Origin of the sequence: Roseovarius gaetbuli (genome assembly GCF_900172365.1) — a bacterium.
In the GTDB taxonomy this organism is placed as follows: Bacteria; Pseudomonadota; Alphaproteobacteria; order Rhodobacterales; family Rhodobacteraceae; genus Roseovarius; species Roseovarius gaetbuli.
The window spans coordinates 1-21,903 of the sequence record NZ_FWFJ01000050.1 but is presented as its reverse complement, the minus strand read 5'-3'; the positions used below and the strand labels follow the sequence as shown (position 1 = coordinate 21,903).

Below are 21,903 nucleotides of genomic sequence, written 5' to 3'. Positions count from 1 at the left end.
CCTCCGCAAACTGGCCAAGATCCTTCCTGCACCGCAGCAAACGCGCAAAGCCTGATAGAAAAGGCGCTCGCGCTCTGTTCAGAACCACACTTTCTGCAACAGCAACACGTTGTTTTTCCACAGAATCGGCTCGAAACTGCCGTTCGCTGCGTAGCGCACCAACGTCCACTTTACCGCCATTCATCAGTTTTTGGTTTTATAGGTCCAGAGCCTAGAGGCGGCCAGCTTCTCTGATCGAATTCTACCAGCGAAGAAAGAAAGCGGGCGATCGCAGGAATGCCGCGCGCATCATCAATTTGGCCGTTTTCCCAGAGTTCTGGCACCTCCGCTACGATTGCGAACAGCTCTACTGGATCCGTCGGCAAATCGTCGTTAGCATAATAGGCAGTCAGCCATGTCATTGAACGGGTCAATGCGAAGGTCAGGTTGCGACACCTGTCAGATTTACCGCCCGCGCCTGCGACGGGGCTTGGATAGCACCGGGCGCGGCGGTTTGATGTGCCGCGCCCGGATGTGGTTTGGGATGGCTCAGGCCAGATCGAAGCGATCGGCGTTCATCACCTTGGTCCATGCGGCGACGAAATCGTGCACCAGCTTTTCCTTGTTGTCGTCCTGGGCATAGACCTCTGCATAGGCCCGCAGGATCGAGTTCGAGCCGAACACCAGATCGGCGCGGGTGGCGGTCCACTTGACCTTGCCCGTGGCGCGGTCGCGCACTTCGTAGATGCCGTTGTCAACCGGGTTCCACGTGTTCGCCATGTCGGTGAGGTTCACGAAGAAATCGTTGGTCAACGCGCCCTCATTGTCGGTGAACACGCCATGCTTGGTGCCGCCATGGTTGGTGCCGAGCATCCGCATTCCGCCAACAAGAACCGTCATTTCATGCGCGCTGAGGCCCATCAACTGGCTCCGGTCGAGAAGCATTTCCTCGGCGGTGACGACATAGTCGGCCTTCATCCAGTTGCGAAAGCCATCGGCAAACGGTTCCAGGACGTCAAAGCTGTCGGCGTCGGTCATCTCGGCACTGGCATCGCCACGGCCCGGCGCGAAGGGCACCTCGATGTCAAAGCCAGCCGCCTTGGCAGCCTGTTCAACACCCAGATTGCCGGCCAGAACGATCACATCCGCCAGGCTGGTGCCGGTCTCGCTGGCGATGCCTTCGAGTGTGGCCAGAACAGCGGCCAGACGCTTGGGCTCGTTGCCCTCCCAGTCCTTTTGCGGGGCAAGGCGGATGCGCGCGCCATTGGCACCGCCGCGCATGTCCGAGCCACGGAAGGTGCGCGCACTGTCCCAAGCGGTGGCAACCATGTCGCCAAGCGAGAGGCCGCTATCGGCGATCTTGGCCTTGACGGCGGCGACATCATAGCCGGTGTTGCCCGCCGGGATCGGGTCTTGCCAGACCAGGTCTTCCTGCGGGACATCGGGGCCGAAATAGTTCGACTTGGGGCCAAGGTCGCGATGCGTGAGCTTGAACCAAGCGCGCGCGAAGCAATCGTCGAAATAGGCCTGATCGGCCATGAACTTTTCGCAGATCGCGCGATAGGTCGGGTCCATCTTCATCGCCATGTCGGCATCGGTCATCATCGGCATGACGCGCTTGGACGGATCGGTTGAATCGACCGGCATGTCCTCTTGCTTGATGCCGATAGGCTGCCATTGCTGTGCGCCGGCGGGTGATTTGGTCAACTCCCAGTCATAGCCGAACAGCAACTTGAAATAGCCCATGTCCCACTTGGTCGGGTTGGTCGTCCACGCGCCCTCGATGCCCGAGGTCACCGCGTTGGTGGCCTTGCCGTCAAGGTTCGGGTTGACCCAGCCAAAGCCCTGGTTCTCGATCTCTGCGGCCTCGGGTTCGGCGCCAAGAGCATCGGCATCGCCGTTGCCATGCGCCTTGCCGACGGTGTGGCCGCCACAGGTCAGGGCGGCGGTTTCCTCGTCGTTCATCGCCATGCGGGCAAAGGTCTCGCGGACCTGACCGGCTGTCTTGAGCGGATCAGGCTGACCGTTGACGCCCTCGGGGTTCACATAGATCAGACCCATCTGCACCGCAGCCAGCGGGTTTTCCATCGTGGCCGGGTTCTCGACGCTCTCATAGCGGCTGTCGGAGGGGGCGAGCCATTCCTTTTCCGCGCCCCAGTAGATGTCTTTCTCGGGGTGCCAGATGTCTTCGCGGCCAAAGGAAAAGCCAAAGGTTTTCAGGCCCATGGATTCATAGGCCATGGTGCCCGCAAGCAGGATAAGATCGGCCCAGCTTACCTTGTTGCCGTATTTCTTCTTGAGCGGCCAGAGAAGGCGGCGCGCCTTGTCGAGGTTGCCGTTGTCGGGCCAGCTGTTGAGCGGGGCAAAGCGGATGTTGCCATGACCACCGCCACCGCGACCATCGGCAAGACGGTAAGAGCCGGCAGAATGCCACGCCATACGGATCATCAAGCCGCCGTAGTGGCCCCAATCGGCCGGCCACCAGTCCTGGCTATCGGTCATAAGCGCGGTCAGGTCCTTTTTCAGGGCCTCGACGTCGAGCTTCTTGAGCTCTTCGCGATAGTTGAAATCAGCGCCCATCGGATTGGTCTTGGTGTCATGCTGATGCAGGATCTCAAGGTTGAGGGACTTGGGCCACCATTCCATGTTCGAGGCTCCGGTGGCGGTATTGCCGCCGTGCATGACCGGGCATTTCCCCATATCGTTTCCGTCCATCTGTCTCTCCGATTCTGGCTTGGTTAACTGAATGTGTGTTTGATAAAGGGCCGTGGTTTCAAGCGATTAGCATGATGCCCACCTGTCCTATTTGCCATAAGGCCGGACAGGCGGACCCTCTCCCCCCGATCAAGTCTGCGCGATACATATCAAATTCAAATCATAGGTTTAAGTTGCATTTTGTAATCGCAACGATAGTTTTAGATTATCACTTTCCTGGCGAGGATCAGAGCCTGTCGAGCAGGGCGCGCGTCGGCCATGCGTCGGCCGGCAGGCCAAGCCGCGCCTGCACGTCGCGCACCGCCGCACGGGTGCCCGCGCCAAGGATGCCGTCAATCTTGCCCACATCATAACCGCGCTTGGCAAGCTTGCTCTGAAGCGCCTTCATCTGATCGCCCGACAGGCCCGGATCGGGGTTGCCCGGATCAAACACCGGCGCACCGGCAAGGCGGTTGGCGAAATAGGCTGCGGTCAGAACATAGGTAAAACTTTGGTTCCATTCGAAATAAACGTCGAAATTGGGATAGGCGAGAAAGGCAGGCCCGCCTTTGCCTTGCGGCAGGATCACGCGGGCGGGCAGGGTGGTGTTAATCTTGCCATGGCGCGGTGTAACGCCCATGCGCGCCCATTCGGCGGCGGGTTTGGCCGTCTCAAGCCCGCTGAGCGACCAATCAAACCCGGCGGGCAGGGCGACCTCTTGCAACCACGGCTCATTCTTGCGCCAGCCAAGCCCGCTTAGCATCTTGGCGCCGGACAAAAGTGCATCGGCGGGCGATGATTTCAGCCGCACATGCCCATCGCCATCGCCATCGACGCCGTTTTCAAGAATATCGCGCGGCAGCATCTGCACCATGCCGATTTCCCCGGCCCAGGCCCCGGTTGTGGTTGCGGGATCAAAATCACCGTGCTCAAAAAGCTCAAGCGCTGCGAAAATCTGTGGGCGGAACAGGCTGGGGCGGCGGCAATCATGCGACAGGGTCACCAGCGCGTTCAGCGTGTTGAAATCGCCCTGAAACGCGCCGTAATCGGTCTCGAACGCCCAGAACGCCAGCAGGACACCGGCGTCTATGCCATAGCTGCGCGCGATCTGATCAAAACTCGCCTTGTGGCGCTTGGCCATGGCGCGGCCCTTGCTCAGGCGGTTATTGCTGATCAGACGGCGGGCGAACTCGGTAAAGGGAAGCTGAAACACGCCTTGGCGGCGGTCGGCCTGCAATACCTTGGGGTCCTGCCGCGCATTCGCGAAAAACCGCGCCACCGTGGCCGGATCATGACCCTTGGCAATCGCCTCTTGGCGCAGGCCCTGAACAAAGGATTGAAAGCCGCCGCCACACTCGGCGCTTGCCATCGTTGTGCTTGCCAGCCAGAGCGCCAGTGCCGTCGTGATCCCTCGCATGTGCCATGCCTTTCTGTTGGTTGCGTCAGTGAAACACAATCGCCAGCAGGATTGCCAGCCCCAAGGCCCCCGCCCAGACCCGCCAAAGCGCGCGGCAGGTGGCGTCGATCTCGGGCGCGCCAATGTCTTTGCGCCCGGTCTCGTTAACATAAGGAAAATCGGTCAGCACGCCATGATAGGTGCGCGGCCCCGACAGGGCGACACCAAGCGCGCGCGCCATCGCCGCCTCGGGCCAGCCGGCATTGGGCGAACGGTGGCGAGGGGCCTCGGCCATGATCGCGGACCCGTCGGACCAGATCGCGTGGGTCGCCACGATCAGCAGGGCCGTCAGTCGCGCCGGGATGAGGTTGAGCAGATCGTCAAACCGCGCCGCCGCCCAGCCAAAATCCAAGTATTTCTCGGTGTGATAGCCGATCATGCTGTCGGCGGTATTGGTGATTTTATAGAGCAGAAGCCCCGGCAGGCCGCCGATCAGAAACCAGAAGGCCGGGGCGATGACCCCGTCGCTCAGGTTCTCGGCGGCGGATTCGATGGCGCCGCGTGCCACGTCAGAGGGCTTCATCGCGGCGGTATCGCGCCCGACGATTTGCGCCACGGCCAGACGTGCATCGCCTAGCGACAGGCGCAGCGCACTGCCGACGGCAGCCACATGATCGACCAGCGAGCGCTGTGCCAAAAGGATCGCCGCGACCAGGATTTCGACTAGCGGCCCAAGCTCTTGCAGCAGCCCGCCAAGTGCCATCGCGCAGAGGCCGAGCAGCATCATCGCGATGATCCCGCGAAACCGCCGCGCCGTGCCACGATTAAGCCGCGCATCGCACCAGCCAACCGCGCGCCCCATCAGCACGGCGGGATGCGGCACCCGATCCCAGAGCCAGCGCGGCTCGCCAAGAGCGGCATCAAGCAGCATGGCAAAGATCAGCGTCACAGCGCGCTCTCAAGCTGTGCCCAGCCCTCGGGTGTCGGCAGGCCAAGACGGATCAGGTCATCGGCATAGGGAAAGATGCGCCCAAGGATGCGGTGAGCGGCAAGGCGATCCTGCCAGTCGCGGGCATTTTCGACCCGGTAGAGCCGGAACAGGGATGTGCCACCCGCCCCTTCGGCGCCTGCGCGCAGCATGAGCGCATCAAGCCGCGCGGCGTCTGCCTCAAGGCGGGCGCGGGTGTGTTGCGCCCAGGTCTGATCACCAAGCGCGCGCGCGCCGATGGCAAGCGCCGGGCCCGAAACCGGCCAGGGGCCGAGCATCTCTTGCAATTGCGCAACAAGCGGCTCGGGGCCAATGGCAAAGCCAAGCCGCAGCCCCGCCAACCCCCAGAATTTGCCAAAGCTTTTCAAAACAATATGACCGGGCCGCGTGGCATGGGCCACAAGCGAGCGCTCTGGGGCGATATCGCAAAAGCTCTCATCAATCACGGTGAGCGGCGTGCCAAGATCGTCAGCCCCGTAAAAATGCCCCGTGGGATTGTTGGGATGGACGATCACGCGCGCGTCAGGGCGCAGGGGAGCGGTGGCCGTGACGCTCCAGCCGTGGGCGGCAAAGCCTGCGGCGTGCTCATTATAGGTTGGCGCCGGGATGTGGACTGTTCCCGGTTGTGCCAATCCGGGTAGCCGCGCGATCAGGCTCGACGCACCGGGCGCGGCGAGAACTGCGGCGCCCTCGGGCACCTGCCAAAAGGCGCGGGCGGCGCGGATCAGGGCGTCTTGAGCAGCGCGATCCGGCAGGGCCGTCCAGGCGCCGCTGTCGATCTCGCCGACGGGGTAGGGCGTCGGGTTTATCCCGGTCGAGAGATCAAGCCAGTCGTCGCGCCCGCCGCCGTGGCGGGCGATGGCCGCGTCAAGCCCGCCGCCGTGATCGCGCAGCATCGCTGTTACTCCTCTGCCGCGTCGGGCAGGGGCGGATGACGGGTAATGAAATGGTCTTTCACGCCCTGTGGCCATTGCTTGTAGGGCACTTGACCGTTGGTGCTTTGGGCATGAAGGGCGGCGTATTCGACGATTGCCTCGGCGGCCTCGGGGGCAGGGTCGAACTTGCCAAGGGTATAGGCAAGCTTGCCCGCTCCCTGCACCGCGACGTTGCAGCCATGAGAGCAGCCCATCAGGCAAGAGACGCGCCGCGTCTTGACGCCCTCGCGCCCCATGGCGGCCGCTTCAATCAGGTCGGCCATGTCCTGACCATGGGGGCGAGAATCTGTGGTCTCGTCCCAGTCGGGTGTTTTGCAGGTGTCGCAAATGGTGATCCAGCTTGTCATCGGGGGCTCGCTTGTTGTTTGGTGTGGTTCAAGCGGAAATCCGCACAATCTGCAAGGGTTGGCGATGCGAAACCAGCGCGACCAGGCGGGCATTAACACTTTGTTAAGGTTTGAGGGCAAAGACATTGGGTAGGCAGCGCGTGGCAAGGGCCAGATGCGCCGCGCCGCATGAGGGTATATGAAAGTTCTTATCGTTGAAAGCTCGCCTGATCTGGGAGGTCTGTGGCAGAACCACATGCAGCGGCTTGGGATGGATGTTTGTCTTTCAAACGATCAGCGCAGCGCGGTGAACGCGCTTAATACGCAGGCCTTTGATGTTATCATTCTGGATCTTGTGCTTGAGCGCGGCAGCGCCTTGGCGGTGGCCGATCTTGCCTGTTATCGGTATCCTGATTCGCAGGTGATTTTCGTGACGAACACCGGGTTCTTCTCGGACGGATCCATCTTTGAGCTTAGCGTGAATGCGCGTGCCCTGTTGCAATCGGATACCCCGCCCGAAGATTTGGCGGCGATGGTGGAGCATTACGGGCGCAGCGCCTGAGGGCAGGCAAGGGTTTCAGGAATTGAGCGCGCGAGGCGCGCAAAGCCATTCTTTGGTTTGGGGCTCTGCCCCGCCGCCCCAAGGGGCGACTCCCCGGGATATTTTCGGCAAGAAGAAACGTGTTTCAGTCTAAGCGGGTTACGATTTTCGAGCTGCGTTCCAATGTGCGGTGCACCGGGCATTTATCGGCGATTTCCAGCAGTTTCTCGCGCTGGGTTGCGTCGAGATCGCCGCTTAGCCGGATCACCCGGGTGAAGGTGTCGGCCTGTGCGCCACTGCCGCTGCGGGCGTCTTGTGCGTGTACCTTGTCGTGGGAGACATCTACGGCAACGTGGGTCAACGGCCAGCCCTTTCGCCGGGCGTACATGCGGATGGTCATGGAGGTACAGGCCCCGAGACCGGCGGCCAGAAAGCCATAGGGCGACATGCCCCGGTCGGTGCCGCCGTAGGCCTCTGGCTCGTCTGCAAGCATGTGGTGGTCGGGGCCGGAATTGATGTCTTGCAGGAATCCCTTTGGATCGGCTTCGCTTATGCGGACGATGCCTTCGGGGGCGCCCGGCGGAGGCGCAGGAGGCGACAGATCAAGATAGTGCATGGCCCAGGCCGCGATCACCTGCGCGGCATATTCGGCATCGCTGGGATTAGTGATCAGGTGGTCGGCATTGTCCAGTGTTACAAAGCTCTTGGGGTGCTTGGCTGTCTTGAAGATTTGGGCAGCGTTTTCGATGCCGACGATCTGGTCGCGTGGCGCGTGCAGCACCAGCAGGGCACGGCCCAGGTGCGCAATGTCCTTTTCCAGGTTTTCTGCCTTTACGTCATCGACAAAACCCCTGCCGATGCGAATGTTGCGCCCGCCGAGGGTAACCTCGGCGACGCCTTCGGCTTGGATTGTCTCAAGTGCGTTGCCAAAGTTGTGGGTGACGTGGTCGGGATCAAACGGGGCGCCGATGGTGACCACGGCACGTGCGCTTTCAATTCGACGGGCGGCGGCCAGAACGGCGGCCCCGCCAAGGCTGTGGCCAATAAGTAGCCCCGGCGCCATGCCGCGGTCCGAGAGCGCGCGCGCGGCCAGTTCAAGATCGTCGACATTGGAGGAAAACGAGGTGTTCTCGAACTCGCCCTCTGAATGGCCCAGCCCGGTGAAATCAAACCGCAGCACGGCAATGCCGACCCCGGCCAGCCGCGCCGCGATCCGGCGGGCGGCAGGAATGTCCTTGGAGCAGGTGAAGCAATGCGCAAACAGCGCCGTCGCAAGATGCGGTCCCTCTGGCAGGTCAAGCCGGGCGACAAGCTCGTGGCCGGCATGGCCAGTGAAAGTCAGGCGTTCAGTGGGCATGAAATATCCTTTGATCGACGTTGTCCAAGATTAGGGGCGCAGGGCCTGTTCTGCCACCCTGGGGTGTGCCGGGTCACGCGAAGGTGAGGTGGGCTTGCCCGAAACCATTAAAATTCAGTTTTTTGTTTAATGAAATCGCTCTTCGCTGGCTACGGATCATTAACCGCGCTGAGCGATGTTGTACCGGTAGATAGGTAATATGCTCAATGGTCATGCGCGTTAAATCTCAGCGGGAAGTGCGCTTTTTTGCGGCAGCGGTTTCGCTTGTCGTGTTGCTGGGCAGTTTGCTGTTGCGGGTGCTTATCCTGCCGCCCGATCTTGCGGCGGAAACCATTTTGCCCGGCTCGCTCATGGCGGTGATGATTTCCGCGCCGATCGCGTTTTTTGTCGGTCAGCGGATGCTCGAGGTTCACGAATTTGCTGCCAAGCTTGAACAAGCGGTCTATCACGACCTTCTGACCGGTGTGTGCACGCGCGCCCGTTTTCATGAAAGGGTGACCGAACTTGGCGATGAAAGCTCTGTTGTGATTGTCGCTGATATTGACCATTTCAAGGGTTTCAACGACCAATACGGCCACCATGCGGGCGATCTTGCGCTTCGTCAATTCGCCGCGATCCTCGCCGAGAACTGTCGTGCGGATGACATCGTGGCGCGCTTCGGGGGAGAGGAATTTGTCGTGCTGTTGCGCGATACTTCCTTGTCCGACGGTTTGATCGCCGCCGAGCGGCTTGGGCGACGTGTGCGTCAAAAACCGGTATTTGTCGATCAGAAGGCGCTTAGCCTGACAGCCAGTTTCGGGGTGGCGGTTCTGCCGCCGGGTGGCAATGCAGAGGCAGCCATTCAACAGGCTGACCGGGCGCTTTATCATGCCAAGCACGAGGGGCGCGACCGGGCCTATGTCTATGATCCGGCCCGCGATGCGGGCCCGTTGCCGGCGAATACCGCGGCCGAGTGACTTGAACTTACATCATGAAATGTGATGTTGACCATGTTGTAAATTCGTTTTCTCAATGATTTTTGAGGGCCTATGTCTGGGGCGGCCGGAAGGCTTAATTCAGAGAGAGGATACCTCATGCCCCAGGATCTATGTGTAAATCAACCGGCGCCGGAACGTGTTTCCGGTTTGCCGACAGGGTTCATCGTCGCCGTTATCGGATTGGCGCTCGCGGCCCTTGTGGTAACAGCCCCAAGCCCCGAGAGCGCGGTCAACCCCGCCGATACCACCGGCGTCGCGCTTGAAGACTGGCACGGCAATGTCATGCGGTCGCGATGACCCGTGCGCGGGGCCAGTTGATCAGGCCCGCCCCATCAGCGCATCATCGAAGGGATATCGCGTCAGGTTTTCAAAACCGGTCTCGGTGATAAGAACCTGATCTTCGAGCTTGATGGAAAAATCACCGCCCTCGGGGCTTATCAGGGCCTCGACGCAGAGCACCATGCCCGGCTCCAGCGCGTAATCAAACGCGCCGGGGACCGCGTTGTCGGGATAGGCCACCAGCGGCCATTCATCGCAAAGCCCGACTCCATGCATCATGCAGCCGTATTTCAGCGCCTGAAAATGCGGGTCAAGCACGTGACATTGCGCCGTCAACTCGGGGATGGTGATGCCGGGCTTGAGCAATTCCATGTTGCGCATGATGTGCTCGTGCCCGTGCTGCATCGCATAGACCATATCGGCCGGGGGCGGGCGGTCGCCGATCCACCAGCTTCGGCTGATATCGACGCAGATGCCATAGCTGCCGATAAGGTCGGTATCAAAGCTGACGATTTCATTGTTCTGCACGATCCGCCCGCCGCATTCCTGAAACCACGGGTTGGTGCGCGGCCCAGAGGTGAGCAGGCGGGTTTCGATCCATTCGCCGCCGCGACGGATGTTTTCGGCATGCAGCACCGCCCAGATATCGTCTTCGCTCGTCTGCCCTTGCGGGACAGCCTCGCGGGCGAAGCGCTCCATCATGGCGACGGCGGTTTCGCAGGCGTGGCTGGCACAGCGCATCGCCTTGATCTCATCAGGGCCCTTGATCGCCCGGGTCTTTTCGGTGACTTCCTCGCCTTCCATGACCTCGAATCCCTGCGCTTGAAGCGCGCGCAACCCGTGCAGCATCACCTTGTCGACCGCGAGCCGCTTGTTGCCCGGCGCGTGTTCGGCCAGAAGCACGCGCACCTCGTTGGCAAAGGTATCGGCGGCCACATCAACCTTGTCGCCCCGGTCAAAGTAAAACAGATCCGCGCCAGAGCGCTGTTCGCGCACCAGCGGGTTGAAGGTACTGAGAAAGGGCGAATTCTTGTAATCCCAGATCACCATATAGCCATCGGCGCAGACCAGCACCGCGCGAAACGGGTTGTGGGTGTTCCAAAGCTGCATGTTGGTGCTGTCGGTGGCATAGCGGATGTTGAGAGGGTCAAACATCAACACCCCGGCATAATCGCGCGCCACAACCGAGGCAGTCAGCCGCTCCCAGCGAAACCGCCGCATCGCCTGAAGATCCGGAAGCGCGAGCCCCGCCGCCTCCCATTCGCGATAGGCAAGCTGAGTCGGGCCGATCTCGATCCGGTCTGCATCATTGGGTGTGTTGTCGCCCAGGGTGGTGCCGCGGGTCGGGTCAATCTTGCGGGTGTCGCGAAAATGGGTGTTCATTGGCCTCTCCTTCAAGGCCATGATTGGGAAGATCACCCGAGTGCTGCGCGCCGGATTGCGACATGAATGACGGTCGCGTTTGACGTAAACCGCAGGGCGGCGCGGGTCAGGCGCCGCGCACCGCGTCGATCATGCGCTGCACATTGTCGGGATCGGCGTCGGGGGTGATGCCATGGCCGAGGTTGAAAATATGCGGGCCGTTGCCAAAGGCTTTGACGATGCGTTTGGTTTCGCTCACCAGAGCGTCGCCGCCCGTTACCATATGCGACGAGGCAAGGTTGCCCTGAACGCAGCCGTCTTTCTGGACATGTTCGGCGGCCCATTCGGCGCTGACGGAATCGTCAATCGCCACGCAATCGGCACCGGTTTTGGCATGAAAGCCGATATATTTATCCCCGGCCTCGCGCGGGAAGGCGATGATCGGGATGCCCGGGTGACGGGCCTTGAGTTCGGAAATGATCCGCTGGGTGGGGGCGGTGGCGTATCTGTCAAAATCCGCGCCCTTGAGCGATCCCGCCCAGCTATCGAACAGTTTGACGACTTCGGCGCCGGCCTCAATCTGGGCCGAGAGGTATTCGATCGTGCCTTCGGTGATGCGATCCAAAAGACCCTCGAACACCGCCTTGTCTTCGTCCTTGAGCGCATGGGCGGGCCCCTGATCGGGCGTACCGCGCCCTGCGATCATATAGGTGGCGACGGTCCAGGGGGCGCCCGCAAAGCCAATCAGCGTGGTTTCGCGCGGCAGGGCAGAGGCGAGGTTGCGCACCGTCTGATAGATCGGATTGAGCGTTTCGTGAATGTCACTTACGGGTTTGAGCGCATCAAGCCCGGCCTGATCGGTGATGGTCGAAAGGCGCGGGCCTTCGCCGGTGACAAACCAAAGGTCGGCCCCGAGCGCCTGAGGCAAGAGCAGGATATCGGCAAACAGAATCGCCGCGTCAAAGCCGTAGCGGCGGATCGGTTGAAGGGTCACCTCGGTCGCAAGGTCGCTGTTGTAACACAGCGAAAGGAAATCGCCCGCCTCGGCGCGTGTGGCCTTGTATTCCGGCAGATACCGCCCCGCCTGCCGCATCATCCAGATGGGGGGGATGGATTGCGTTTCGCCAGCCAGCGCCTTGAGGATTGTTTTATCAGCGGCCATTGGGTTCCTCCATTTTGGTGTTTGGTCACCCCCGGGGCACAAGATGTCAAGCACTCTGGTGCTTGCCAGTCAGGTTTCCCGCGTCTAAACCTTTGCCATGACACGTGATTTACCCACCCCGACCGAACCCCTCAAAATTGGCACGCGCGGCTCTCCGTTGGCCTTGGCACAGGCCTATGAAACGCGCAGTCGACTGTCCGCCGCTTTTGACCTTCCTGAGGAAGCCTTTGAAATCATTGTGATTAAAACCACGGGTGACCGGATTATCGACCGGCCATTGAAAGAGATTGGCGGCAAGGGCTTGTTCACCCGAGAGATTGAACAGGCCATGTTGATCGGGGAAATCGACATCGCGGTGCATTCGATGAAAGACATGCCTGTCCTGCAGCCCGAGGGGCTTTTGCTGGATACATATCTTCCGCGCGAGGACGTGCGCGATGCGTTCGTGTCGCCCTCGGTGAAAAACCTGGCCGATCTGCCCACAGGGGCCAAGGTCGGCACCTCGTCCTTGCGGCGCAAAGCGCAGGTTCTGGTGGCCTATCCACAGCTTGAGGTCGTTGAATTTCGCGGCAACGTGCAGACCCGGTTGAAGAAACTGGATGACGGCGTTGCGGCCTGTACCTTTTTGGCGATGGCCGGGTTGAACCGTCTGGGCCGCTCTGAGGTGGCGCAATGCGCGATTGAACCCGAGGTGATGTTGCCCGCCGTGGCACAGGGCGCCATCGGGATCGAGCGGCGCGCAGATGACAGCCGCGCCGCCGATATGCTGGCCGCGATTCATCATCAGGAAACCGGCGAACGGCTTGCCGCCGAGCGCGCCTTTCTGGCGGCGCTTGACGGGTCCTGCGAGACGCCGATTGCCGGTTTGGCGGAACTGTCAGGCGGCAACCTGCGCCTGCGCGGCGAGATCCTGCGCCCCGACGGCAGCGAGAGCCTGACCGATGAGGGCACCGTCCTGATCGAGGACGGGGCACAGCTTGGCCGCGAGATGGCCGCGCGGTTGCTGGCGCGGGCGGGTGACGGGTTCTTCGACTGGCGCGCCTGACTCTATGCGTCGGGCAATAGCTTGCCGGGGTTCATGATGTTGTTGGGATCAAGCGCTGTCTTGATCGCGCGCATCACGCCAAGCGCCGCCTTGTCCTTATGAAGCGCCATTGCGGGCCGTTTTGACAGGCCGATGCCATGTTCGGCGGAAAAGCTTCCGCCGAGGGCGATGACTTCTTCCTCGACCGCGCGCTGAATGGCGCGGTGCAAGGCCGGGTCACTGACCGAGGGAAAACCCGCATAATGCAGGTTGCCATCGCCAAGATGCGCAACGCCGGTGTTCAAAATGCCCGGATCAATCGCCGTACTGCGCGCCTCGATCCGTTCCAATAGGGTTTGCATCCGGTCGGTCGCCACGGCGATGTCGTTGTCGATCACCGGGCTGCGCATTCGCAACACCTGTGCCGAGGCCTCGCGCCGGGCCCAGATTTCGGCGCGCTGGGCGCTGTTTTGCGCGACCACCGCGTCAAGCAATGTGCCGTTTTCAAACAGCTCGGCAAGCACACCTTCAAAATGCGCGGCAAGCGGCACGCTGCCGTCGGGGCCGGGGGTGGTGTCGCGCGGGGAACGCGCGCCCAACTCAACCAGGATGTTGACCTCGTGGCTGGTATCAAACGGCGGGCGGGCCTCGGGGAAACGCTCAAGATAGGCCTCAATAAAGCTGCGCGGCATGTATTCAAACGCCTCGACCGCACCGCCGGTTTCATCCTGAAGCCGGTTCAAAAGGGCAAGCGCGGCATTGACCGAAGGCACCGCGACCATCGCCGTGGCATAGGCGCGGGGTTTCGGTGCAAGCTTGAGAACGGCGGCGGTGATGATGCCAAGCGTGCCCTCGGCGCCGATCATCAAATGGCGCAGATCATAGCCAGAGTTATCCTTGTGCAGCTCGCTCATAAGGTTCATCACCTCGCCGCTTGGCAGCACCACCTCAAGCCCGAGACAGAGATCGCGGGTATTGCCATAGCGCACCACATTCGAGCCGCCCGCGTTGGTCGAGAGCGCCCCACCGATCATCGCAGAGCCGCGCGCGCCGAAGGTGAGCGGAAAGATAAGGTCATGTTCGCCCGTTGCGCCGTGCAGGTTGGCGATGATTACCCCGGCCTCGACAATGGCGATGCGCGCCTCGGGGCGAATCTCTCGGATCGCCGACATCCGGTCGAGCGACAGCATAAGCGCACCCTCGGCCGAGGTGCCTTTGACAAGGTTGGTATTGCCCGACACCGGCACGATGGACAGGCGGTGGCGGTTGGCCAGCTTGAGGACCGCAGCGACCTCGGCGGTATTGGCCGGGCGCAGCACGGCAAGCGGCGACCACTCTGCAATCCCGGTCCAGTCGCGCGCCCAGGGCGCGGCATCGGCCCCGGTCAGCACGTATTTGGGGCCGATGATCTGGCCCAGTTCAAAGAGCGGGTCGCTATGGGGGTCGGTGTTCATGGCGTGGATCATGTGCCAACCTCGCGCATGCTACAAGATGCGTTTTCCAAAAGGCCTTTTTCGCCCTTGACGCACGGCGCGGGCTGGCATAACTACGCCCTCGTTCTGGCGGAGTAGCTCAGTTGGTTAGAGCAGCGGAATCATAATCCGCGTGTCGGGGGTTCAAATCCCTCCTCCGCTACCAACACTTTCAAGTGCTTACACGAAAAGCGTTGAGACGCTTTTCGAAAGTTGGGAGGTTAGTTGGGAATCTTTGTTCTTTTTTCGTGAGCCTCTAGCTTTTGGATTGCTGATACACCTAGTGCTGAGTCCCGGCTCAGGTAATGCGCATCCAGAATTGCTGTGACCTGTTTCAAGCTGTGGCCGCTGATAGATGCAATCTCGGGAACGCTGCAGGCGGCTATTGCCAGTCGCGTAACTGCGGTTCCGCGCAGGTCGTGAAAAGTTAGATCCTGCACCCCCTGCCTTCTGACAAGCCTTACGCCATGATGCTCTGAAGCCAGACTCCGTCCAAGGCGTATTTCTGCTCGTTGCCAGAATTGTAACGGCAGTCTTGGGTGTCTGTTCAAGAAGCGTCATCAGGGGCTTGCCGACCGGGATCTCGACGCGCGCAGCGGTTTTTCGTTGCAGGAGCCGTATACTCTCGCCGTTATAAGCCGCCCAAGGGAGGCGCAGCAGATCTCCTTGACGCTGGCCGGTCCAGAGCGCGAGTGTGAATGCTAGGCCAATATGCGAAGGGGCCGTTTGCATGAAGGCGGCTTCATCTTCCGGTGTCCAGATGCTGTCGATCCGTTTTGACCGATAGACCTTGCCTGGACGCTCGCAGGGGTTGGTGGGCACCAGCCCCCTGTCGTGGGCCCATGATATGATTAGAGCCAGAACCGAGTAGGTGTAATCTGCTTGGCGGCGTGACGTTTTGGCCATCCGATCGCGCCGAGTCAGGAATTCTCCCCTTGCTGCTCTGTCAGCCAGTGCTGCAACTGGGAAGTCTTGGTATTCTTCCTCGATTTTGCGGATGTGCCGAACGTAATCACGCTGTGTCCGAGGGGCCAAATCAGCGAATTTCTGGCTCTTCTGATACGCGTTCAGAATCACCTGCATAGTCCCTTCAGGCCTCTCCCGCTTTGCGCGGATTGCAGTATGATATGCCTCAATGAACTGTGGCTCACCCGCCTTCCCAGGTAAACGTGGGCCGCCTTTTCCTGCATAGTAGTAGACACGGACAGAGCCATCGGCCAGCTTTTTGCGGACGCTGTTTATACCATTTTAAATGGATGTGCATCAGTGATCATCCGAGGTGGGGCGTGTTGATTTCCACTGGTCGAAAGGGCTCGGTTTAGGTGTGTCTACTCCCCGCTGACTATTTGCGGTCGTGCTGACATGAATGCTTCCGTCAGTTGAAATCGTAACCCCAAATACAGTCAAACCTGAGCCGGAAACAGCTGTCACAGCTCTTTTGATTTCGGTCGCTGTGAAAGAACTTTTCCGCTTCGCCATGTTATTCCTCGTATTTGTCGATACTGCTATAGCAAGCCGACGCTTGGATGCGCGTTATCCAGCAAAGAAAAATCCCGCCAGCTTGCACCGGCGGGTCTTTGCCGTCTTGGCGTAGGGCGTAGCGGTTATTCGCCGCATGATATATTGTCGATAGGCGCTTCTACCGGCCACGGTGGCGATGTTTCAGGGACCTACGTCCTAGATGAGTCTGGGGCTGGCTGGGGCGCTCACTGGCGGCGACTGCACGCAAATTCGACCCAAGGGCAGATCACAACGCTAGCGCGCGCCCTGGAGGCTCTCAGTGGCTATGTAGGGTCCAGCACTCCTTTCCGTGGACAGGGTCCCGGGCGCCTTTGCGGAGTAATGACGCCAAGCGCTGAACCTCCTTCATCTGTTTCGTGCATAACCCATGACGATAGTTGAGGCGGGCAGAGCCAGACCGCGCACCACCATCAGTCCCGTGAACGCGGCAACCATTTGTTTCCAAGTGAGTCCACATTGTTTCCAAAATCGCCTTAATTCTTGCGATATGTAGCCGCTTTCCAGTGAGAGACAGAAACTGCGAAACGCATGCAAGGATTTGGATAATGATTGTGACTGGAAAATTCACTATGACACATATCGAAATTCTGACTGTATCGCTGATCCTCTAAATTGCGGGACAAATCTATCCCAGTTGGTGGACCCCTTTCAGGGGGCTACTCCAACCCGATCTGGCCACTGGGTGTGGAGTGTGAGATCATAAGCTCTTCGTCATCCATGTTTTCTTCGATGCTTTCGAACATCGGTGTGGACAGGTAGCGTTCTCCGGTGTCTGGCAACATGCACAGGATCACGGCGCCATCGGGGGCTGTTTTCGCGACCGCCAGTGAGATGGCAAAAGTCGACCCACCCGAAATGCCGGTGAATATTCCTTCTTTTCTGGCCAACTCTTGTGCATGTTTGATTCCGTCGGCACCAGCGACCGGGATCAACTCGTCGTAGTATTCGCCGTCAATTGCCTCTTGCAGTACCGCCGGAATGAAATCCGGTGTCCAGCCTTGGATCGGATGCGGCTCAAAGGCCGGATGGCTGAGGGCGGGCGCGCCATTGGCGTCGCGTTCCTGCGCGTGACCACTGCCCAGAAGCTGCGCATTGGCAGGTTCGGTCAGGATGATCTTGGTGTCTGGCCGCTCCTTGCGCAGGACGCGGGCGGTTCCGGTCACCGTGCCGCCGGTGCCATAGCCGCTCACAAAATAGTCCAGCCGGGACCCATCAAAATCCGCGATGATCTCCCGTGCGGTCGTGCTTTCGTGAATGTCGGCGTTGGCTTGCGTTTCAAACTGCGACGCCAGAAACCAATCGTGCGTCTGTGCCAGTTCGACCGCTTTGCGGTACATGCCAAGGCCCTTTTCCGCACGCGGGGTCAGAACCACCTTGGCACCGAACATCCGCATCAGGCGCCGCCGCTCGACCGAAAAGCTGTCTGCCATCGTCACGACAAGCGGATATCCCTTCTGGGCACAGACCATCGCAAGACCGATCCCGGTGTTCCCGCTGGTCGCCTCGACCACTGTCTGACCGGGTTTCAGGGCGCCGGATCGTTCCGCCGCCTCTATGATGTTCACAGCCAGCCGGTCCTTGACGGACCCCGCCGGATTGAATGCTTCGGCCTTGACGTAAATCGTGGCGCCATGGCTCGGAATGTTGTTGATGCGGATCACCGGGGTGTCGCCGATCGTCTCGAGAACACTGTCGTAAAGACGTCCCCGGCCTTTGGTGATCCTGATTGCTGCGTCGGCTGGCATGGATTGTCCTCTCACTGTGTGCGCCCGGGCGTGGTTTGCATTCCGGCCGCAGACTTCGGCATTGCGGCCGGGGAGCATTGCTTTGCTTCGCCGAGGCGATCCCTGAAACCGACACTTTGCAGTATGCATCCGCTGCATCGCTGGCCCGCCTGGCGCTCTGCTGGGCAATAATTTCAGATATCGTGCCTCGTGTCACTACTCTTGTCAGGGCGCGGTCTTGGCCTCGGTGGGTAGCATGACATGCGCCAGCGGCGTTTCACCCCACATGACATAGGGACCTCCGGCAAACGGATCGCGCGGGAGATCCGCGAGCATGTCCATGTTCGGAAAAACGATCATCGTGTGGGGTCCTTCCTGGACCCAGACGCCACCGTCGTTGGGGTCCGTGGCCATCGGATTTTCGTTGTTCACCATGGCGTCGCCCATCAGCATGTAGGACACGCCAACGACGTCGGTCGAAAAGGCAGAGCCTGACCCGGCGGCCGCCATCCATTTCATCCAGACCGCATCATTGCACATCGGATGCTGATCGCCGGGAATCAGACCGATGCCTGGCAAGCACACCCAACCGTTCGAACCTTCGCGCAGGATCGTGCCATCCACATCCATGATCGTGGCGGCCTCACTGATATCCGACGGGGCTGCGCTCATCGCCCGTGCGATCTTGTTCTCGGTCGTTTCCGCGGCGGCGATCGTGGTGGTGCCGACAAGGGACAGGACTGTAATGGCATGGATGCAACGACCTGCACTAAGCTTCGAGGGTATCGACATTTTGAATTCTCCCGTGATGTGTTAGATAATGAATGACGTTTGCCAGATCGTGACGGAGCGTGCTTGAGGATAACTTGAGATTTTCCTGTTGAATCGCGCGGGGGTGAGCGGGGAGAACACATGCGCTACGACTTCGAACCCTTCACGCTGGACATGGATCGGGGCTTGCTGCTCAAGTCGGGAGAAGACGTGGCGATCGAACCGCGCGCGTTCGACTTGCTCTCGCTCCTGGTGGTGAACCAGGACCGCATGGTCGACAAGGACGAGATCGTCGAAAAGGTCTGGGGCGGGCGGATCGTGTCCGAAGCGGCCATTTCCACGGTGATCAAGACGACGCGCAAGGCCCTCGGCGATGATGGGATTACTCAAAAGTATATCCGAACTCTGCGCGGGCGCGGGGTGCGGTTTGTCGGGACCGCGCATCCGACTGTGCCCGCGCAAGCTAGGACTGCCGACGCCCTTGTGCCGTCGGCTGATCCTATGGTCGACACCGGCAGACCATCGATTGCCATCCTGCCGTTCAGGATGGTCGGATACTCCGAAGCCTACAGCGCCATCGCCGATGCCATTCCGGCCGAATTGATTTCCTGCCTCTCCCGCCTGCGCTGGCTGACGGTGATTTCACGCGGATCCACCTTCCGCTTTCGGCACGACGATCCGGACTTGTCCGCCATCCACGCAACACTTGGCGCGAAGTACTGCCTTACCGGACTGGTAGAAATTTACGGCGCTGTGATCGCGGTTTTGGTGGAACTGTCGGATACGCGCACTCAGGCAGTGATTTGGAGCGAACGGTTCTCAGGGACGGTCAGTGACGTGAATGAGACCAGAAACGATATTGTGACACATTTGATATCGGCGCTGGAACTGCACGTACCACTGAACGAGGCCAAGCGTGCCCGCCTGTGTCCGCCCGAAAACCTGGATGCCTGGGGCATCTATCACCTTGGTTTGCAGCACATGTACCGCTTCAACAAGACCGATAACCAGATTGCTGCAGGTCATTTTGAACGCGCGACGCAGCTTGAGCCCGGCTTTGCTCGGGCCTACGCGGCGCGATCCTTTACCAGTTTTCAGACAGCCTTTCTGCAGTACACCACCGACACGAACGAAGACGAGAACAACGCCCGCCGGTTTGCCGAGAAATGTGTCGAGATCGATCCGGTAGACCCTTTTGGTAATTTCACATTAGGTCGGGCACACTGGCTCAGGGGCGACCCCGAGGCGGGGATGCCTTGGATCGACCGATCCGTCGAGCTTAGCCCGAATTTCGCACAGGGTTTCTATGCGCATGGCTGGGCTGACGTCATGGCGGGAAGAGGGGCCGAGGCGCTGGCACAACTAGAGCAAGCCATTTCCCTTAGTCCACTCGATCCGCTTTTGTATGCGATGCAATGCGCTCGCGGATTGGCCTATCTACAACTGGAAGACTACGATAATGCATTGCTTTGGGCAGAAAAAGGCGCCCGCGCGCCGGGTGCTCACTTCCTGATCCGGGCCATAGCTGCGATGATCTGCAAGATCAAAGGCGATGATGAAAAGGCACAATATTGGGCCAAGGCCATGCAGGAGCGAAGGCCTGACACCTCGGTGGCAATGTTTTTCAAGGCCTTTCCCTTTGAGGATGCCGAGATGCGCGCTCTGATGACCTCGGCACTGGTTTCAGTCGGGTTGAAAAACGACTGAAGGTGCTGGCAGACCAATTCGAACTCGTCTCAGGTGCGGCAGTGATGCTGCACCTTATTCCGCGCCAAGGCGGCGCCACTCGGAGAGAGCGGCGGCACGATTTAGCTTAAAGTTTGGTTGAGAGTAAAGGCTGCGTTTGGACCTGTCGCGGTTTGGTGCCGCTCCTTTGATAGCATTTACTGCAACAAAGGAGACTGACTATGGGACTGAAACGGACGGACGAATTTCGCAAGGATGCGGTGCGTATCGCGCTGGCCAGCGGGCTGACCATCGCGGAATACGTCTATGATGCGCAGTCCGCAAAATTAAGACTTAGGGGTTGGCTAAGCCGTGCCTTCGCTGAGCACCATTATCAAAAAAAACGGCCCAACGCGGCCCGGAAGTCGGTCAAAAATCACCTGCATTTATGTCTGCCAGCTTAAGTGCGCGCGCCACATTCTGTGGCGTCCAGTTTATTCCCTTTGACGTCTTCAAGCCGCGAACCGTCGCCTCGTCCGCGATTTCTTTGAGCGTAGCACGACCGCTGGAGGCGCCAAGTTCTCGGCGCAGATCAAGCAAAGGCTGTGCGTGCCGTAGCGCATTCCTCGACCTCACCTCTGAGGATGAGCGGCGCGCTGCTTGCGTGTCTTTCGAGCGCAGTTGTTGCCCGGGGAGTTTCGACTTTTCTGGGTCTCGAACTAAAGCCGTCAACATCGCGCCTGAGAACTCGTCAAGCGATTTGCCGTGCTTCAGCGAATAAAGTTGCGCGCCATACTCCCGCAATTCTTCGAGAAACCCCACGCGGGACATCAACTCGCATACCTTCAAGAGCCTCGCGACATCATCGATGCAAACTTTGCCTACTTTCTTTCTCTTGAGCTCCTTCAATATAGCGGCCAATTTTGGCAAAGATTGCAAACTATTGGATTTGCGAGAATAATCACAAACAAACCGCGTGTCTTGAATGCCATTACGCAACGAAAAGCTTTTATAAAAACGCAATTGCGATTGCGCAGCCGGATGCATGGATATCGAGCCTGTAGGCTTTGTTCCATATGTCAAAAGCACGTAAAATATCGCTCGGTCACCCATTTTTCACGTTTGTGTAGCGCTACTCACACGTGAGATCAACAACTTTTAGCTAACCGGATGAATATATAGATAGGTCGAAATCCAATGATCTGGAACCTAAACCTGCGGCGCCAGAATGCATCCCCATCGCTTCCCTATGGTTTTTCTAGGACTTCGCTCAGTCCATGGAAATCTTCGTCGGTGGGTCCCGGGATGTTGAGCCATTCCTCGCCCGGGGTCAGAACTTAGCAAAGTCCTGATTGTTCCTGTATGGGATGCTCGTGGGCAGAGGGTGCACTCAATGTGTCCTTTGGACTGAGAGCGGCGGATCTGCATATATGGGCGTATTCCGTTGAAAAACTCGCCTGATCGCTCGAAAGGGCAAGATCAGCAGAATATTGTCCCGCTAAAACGCCATTCTGGAAGTACCGTTTGTCAATTGGCCTGTGACGAGAACAGTGTTCCAAGTTTCCGAGGCGATTTTGGCGTAGCGGAGTTTTTCAACAGAATCGGCTTATTTTGTTGAAAAACTCTTCCTTGATCGAAGTCTGAACTGCTGATTCAATTCCTGTAATCGAGGGGGAGGACCGGCGATGATGGGACCGAGGCAGGAAGCGCAACCGGCGCTGTTCTACGAG

Annotated in this window: 21 protein-coding genes, 1 tRNA gene and 1 pseudogene; 7 read left to right on the top strand and 16 right to left on the bottom strand. The window is 59.6% G+C overall.

Going from position 1 to position 21,903, the window contains the following annotated elements; translation table 11 throughout:
- The 7 genes from ROG8370_RS20780 to ROG8370_RS17320 form a co-directional block, all read right to left on the bottom strand.
- Window positions 1–184: hypothetical protein (locus ROG8370_RS20780; RefSeq protein WP_212580107.1), on the bottom strand; the 184-nt coding region annotated here is incomplete at its 3' end.
- A complete protein-coding gene (locus ROG8370_RS20310; protein ID WP_139838204.1) occupies window positions 171–401 on the bottom strand; it encodes a hypothetical protein in 231 nt (76 codons plus the stop codon). The genes ROG8370_RS20780 and ROG8370_RS20310, both read right to left, overlap by 14 nt.
- Window positions 402–528: 127 nt before the next feature.
- Entirely contained in the window at window positions 529–2,694 is a 2,166-nt protein-coding gene (gene katG, locus ROG8370_RS17340; RefSeq protein WP_085828419.1) for a catalase/peroxidase HPI, read from the bottom strand.
- A 226-nt stretch (window positions 2,695–2,920) separates the two neighbouring features.
- Complete coding sequence (locus ROG8370_RS17335) at window positions 2,921–4,090, bottom strand: lytic murein transglycosylase (RefSeq protein WP_085828418.1); 1,170 nt, start codon at window positions 4,088–4,090, stop codon at window positions 2,921–2,923.
- A gap of 25 nt (window positions 4,091–4,115) precedes the next feature.
- A complete protein-coding gene (gene cbiB / locus ROG8370_RS17330; RefSeq protein ID WP_245827475.1) occupies window positions 4,116–5,000 on the bottom strand; it encodes an adenosylcobinamide-phosphate synthase CbiB in 885 nt (294 codons plus the stop codon).
- Between the two features lie 14 nt (window positions 5,001–5,014).
- Complete coding sequence (locus ROG8370_RS17325) at window positions 5,015–5,953, bottom strand: threonine-phosphate decarboxylase (protein WP_085828416.1); 939 nt, start codon at window positions 5,951–5,953, stop codon at window positions 5,015–5,017.
- Between the two features lie 5 nt (window positions 5,954–5,958).
- A complete protein-coding gene (locus ROG8370_RS17320) occupies window positions 5,959–6,339 on the bottom strand; it encodes a DUF1636 family protein (RefSeq protein WP_085828420.1) in 381 nt (126 codons plus the stop codon).
- Between the two features lie 178 nt (window positions 6,340–6,517).
- On the opposite strand from ROG8370_RS17320, the gene ROG8370_RS17315 reads away from it, so the two are divergent.
- Window positions 6,518–6,880, top strand: a complete 363-nt coding sequence (locus tag ROG8370_RS17315; RefSeq protein WP_085828415.1) for a response regulator — start codon at window positions 6,518–6,520, stop codon at window positions 6,878–6,880.
- A 124-nt stretch (window positions 6,881–7,004) separates the two neighbouring features.
- Here the strand turns inward: ROG8370_RS17315 and ROG8370_RS17310 are convergent, their stop codons facing one another.
- Complete coding sequence (locus tag ROG8370_RS17310; RefSeq protein ID WP_085828414.1) at window positions 7,005–8,216, bottom strand: bifunctional alpha/beta hydrolase/OsmC family protein; 1,212 nt, start codon at window positions 8,214–8,216, stop codon at window positions 7,005–7,007.
- A gap of 212 nt (window positions 8,217–8,428) precedes the next feature.
- Between ROG8370_RS17310 and ROG8370_RS17305 the strand changes: the two genes are divergently transcribed.
- On the top strand, window positions 8,429–9,172 hold the full coding sequence (locus tag ROG8370_RS17305) for a GGDEF domain-containing protein (RefSeq protein WP_245827474.1): 744 nt from the start codon (window positions 8,429–8,431) through the stop codon (window positions 9,170–9,172).
- Window positions 9,173–9,289: 117 nt separating this feature from the next.
- Window positions 9,290–9,490, top strand: a complete 201-nt coding sequence (locus ROG8370_RS17300; RefSeq protein WP_085828412.1) for a hypothetical protein — start codon at window positions 9,290–9,292, stop codon at window positions 9,488–9,490.
- 21 nt (window positions 9,491–9,511) lie between these two features.
- Here the strand turns inward: ROG8370_RS17300 and dddP are convergent, their stop codons facing one another.
- Both dddP and hemE read right to left on the bottom strand, forming a co-directional pair.
- Window positions 9,512–10,855, bottom strand: a complete 1,344-nt coding sequence (gene dddP / locus ROG8370_RS17295) for a dimethylsulfonioproprionate lyase DddP (protein WP_085828411.1) — start codon at window positions 10,853–10,855, stop codon at window positions 9,512–9,514.
- A 106-nt stretch (window positions 10,856–10,961) separates the two neighbouring features.
- A complete protein-coding gene (gene hemE / locus ROG8370_RS17290) occupies window positions 10,962–11,996 on the bottom strand; it encodes a uroporphyrinogen decarboxylase (RefSeq protein ID WP_085828410.1) in 1,035 nt (344 codons plus the stop codon).
- Window positions 11,997–12,093: 97 nt separating this feature from the next.
- On the opposite strand from hemE, the gene hemC reads away from it, so the two are divergent.
- Entirely contained in the window at window positions 12,094–13,041 is a 948-nt protein-coding gene (gene hemC / locus ROG8370_RS17285) for a hydroxymethylbilane synthase (protein WP_085828409.1), read from the top strand.
- 2 nt (window positions 13,042–13,043) lie between these two features.
- Here the strand turns inward: hemC and ROG8370_RS17280 are convergent, their stop codons facing one another.
- Window positions 13,044–14,474, bottom strand: a complete 1,431-nt coding sequence (locus ROG8370_RS17280) for an FAD-binding oxidoreductase (RefSeq protein WP_139838203.1) — start codon at window positions 14,472–14,474, stop codon at window positions 13,044–13,046.
- Between the two features lie 107 nt (window positions 14,475–14,581).
- Between ROG8370_RS17280 and ROG8370_RS17275 the strand changes: the two genes are divergently transcribed.
- Window positions 14,582–14,658: transfer RNA gene (locus ROG8370_RS17275), tRNA-Met, on the top strand.
- 14 nt (window positions 14,659–14,672) lie between these two features.
- On the opposite strand, the gene ROG8370_RS17270 is transcribed toward ROG8370_RS17275, so the two are convergent.
- The 3 genes from ROG8370_RS17270 to ROG8370_RS17260 all read right to left on the bottom strand — a co-directional run bounded on the left by ROG8370_RS17270 (window position 14,673) and on the right by ROG8370_RS17260 (window position 18,529).
- Window positions 14,673–15,575 (bottom strand): site-specific integrase, encoded by a 903-nt coding sequence (locus tag ROG8370_RS17270; protein ID WP_245827472.1) that lies wholly within the window; start codon window positions 15,573–15,575, stop codon window positions 14,673–14,675.
- Window positions 15,576–16,669: 1,094 nt separating this feature from the next.
- A complete protein-coding gene (locus tag ROG8370_RS17265) occupies window positions 16,670–17,758 on the bottom strand; it encodes a PLP-dependent cysteine synthase family protein (protein ID WP_085828407.1) in 1,089 nt (362 codons plus the stop codon).
- Between the two features lie 204 nt (window positions 17,759–17,962).
- On the bottom strand, window positions 17,963–18,529 hold the full coding sequence (locus tag ROG8370_RS17260) for a hypothetical protein (RefSeq protein WP_085828406.1): 567 nt from the start codon (window positions 18,527–18,529) through the stop codon (window positions 17,963–17,965).
- Between the two features lie 120 nt (window positions 18,530–18,649).
- Here ROG8370_RS17260 and ROG8370_RS17255 point away from each other — a divergent pair, with 120 nt between their 5' ends.
- Window positions 18,650–20,215 (top strand): winged helix-turn-helix domain-containing protein, encoded by a 1,566-nt coding sequence (locus tag ROG8370_RS17255; RefSeq protein ID WP_085828405.1) that lies wholly within the window; start codon window positions 18,650–18,652, stop codon window positions 20,213–20,215.
- A 54-nt stretch (window positions 20,216–20,269) separates the two neighbouring features.
- Here ROG8370_RS17255 and ROG8370_RS21645 read toward each other — a convergent pair.
- Window positions 20,270–20,350, bottom strand: a pseudogene (locus ROG8370_RS21645) (IS6 family transposase); the annotation flags it as partial.
- Between the two features lie 65 nt (window positions 20,351–20,415).
- On the opposite strand from ROG8370_RS21645, the gene ROG8370_RS20300 reads away from it, so the two are divergent.
- The gene (locus ROG8370_RS20300; RefSeq protein ID WP_139838202.1) at window positions 20,416–20,637 is read left to right on the top strand and encodes a hypothetical protein; all 222 of its coding nucleotides are present in this window, start codon (window positions 20,416–20,418) and stop codon (window positions 20,635–20,637) included.
- On the opposite strand, the gene ROG8370_RS17250 is transcribed toward ROG8370_RS20300, so the two are convergent.
- Complete coding sequence (locus ROG8370_RS17250) at window positions 20,603–21,220, bottom strand: recombinase family protein (protein WP_139838201.1); 618 nt, start codon at window positions 21,218–21,220, stop codon at window positions 20,603–20,605. The genes ROG8370_RS20300 and ROG8370_RS17250 overlap by 35 nt on opposite strands.
- Between the last annotated feature and the right edge of the window lie 683 nt (window positions 21,221–21,903).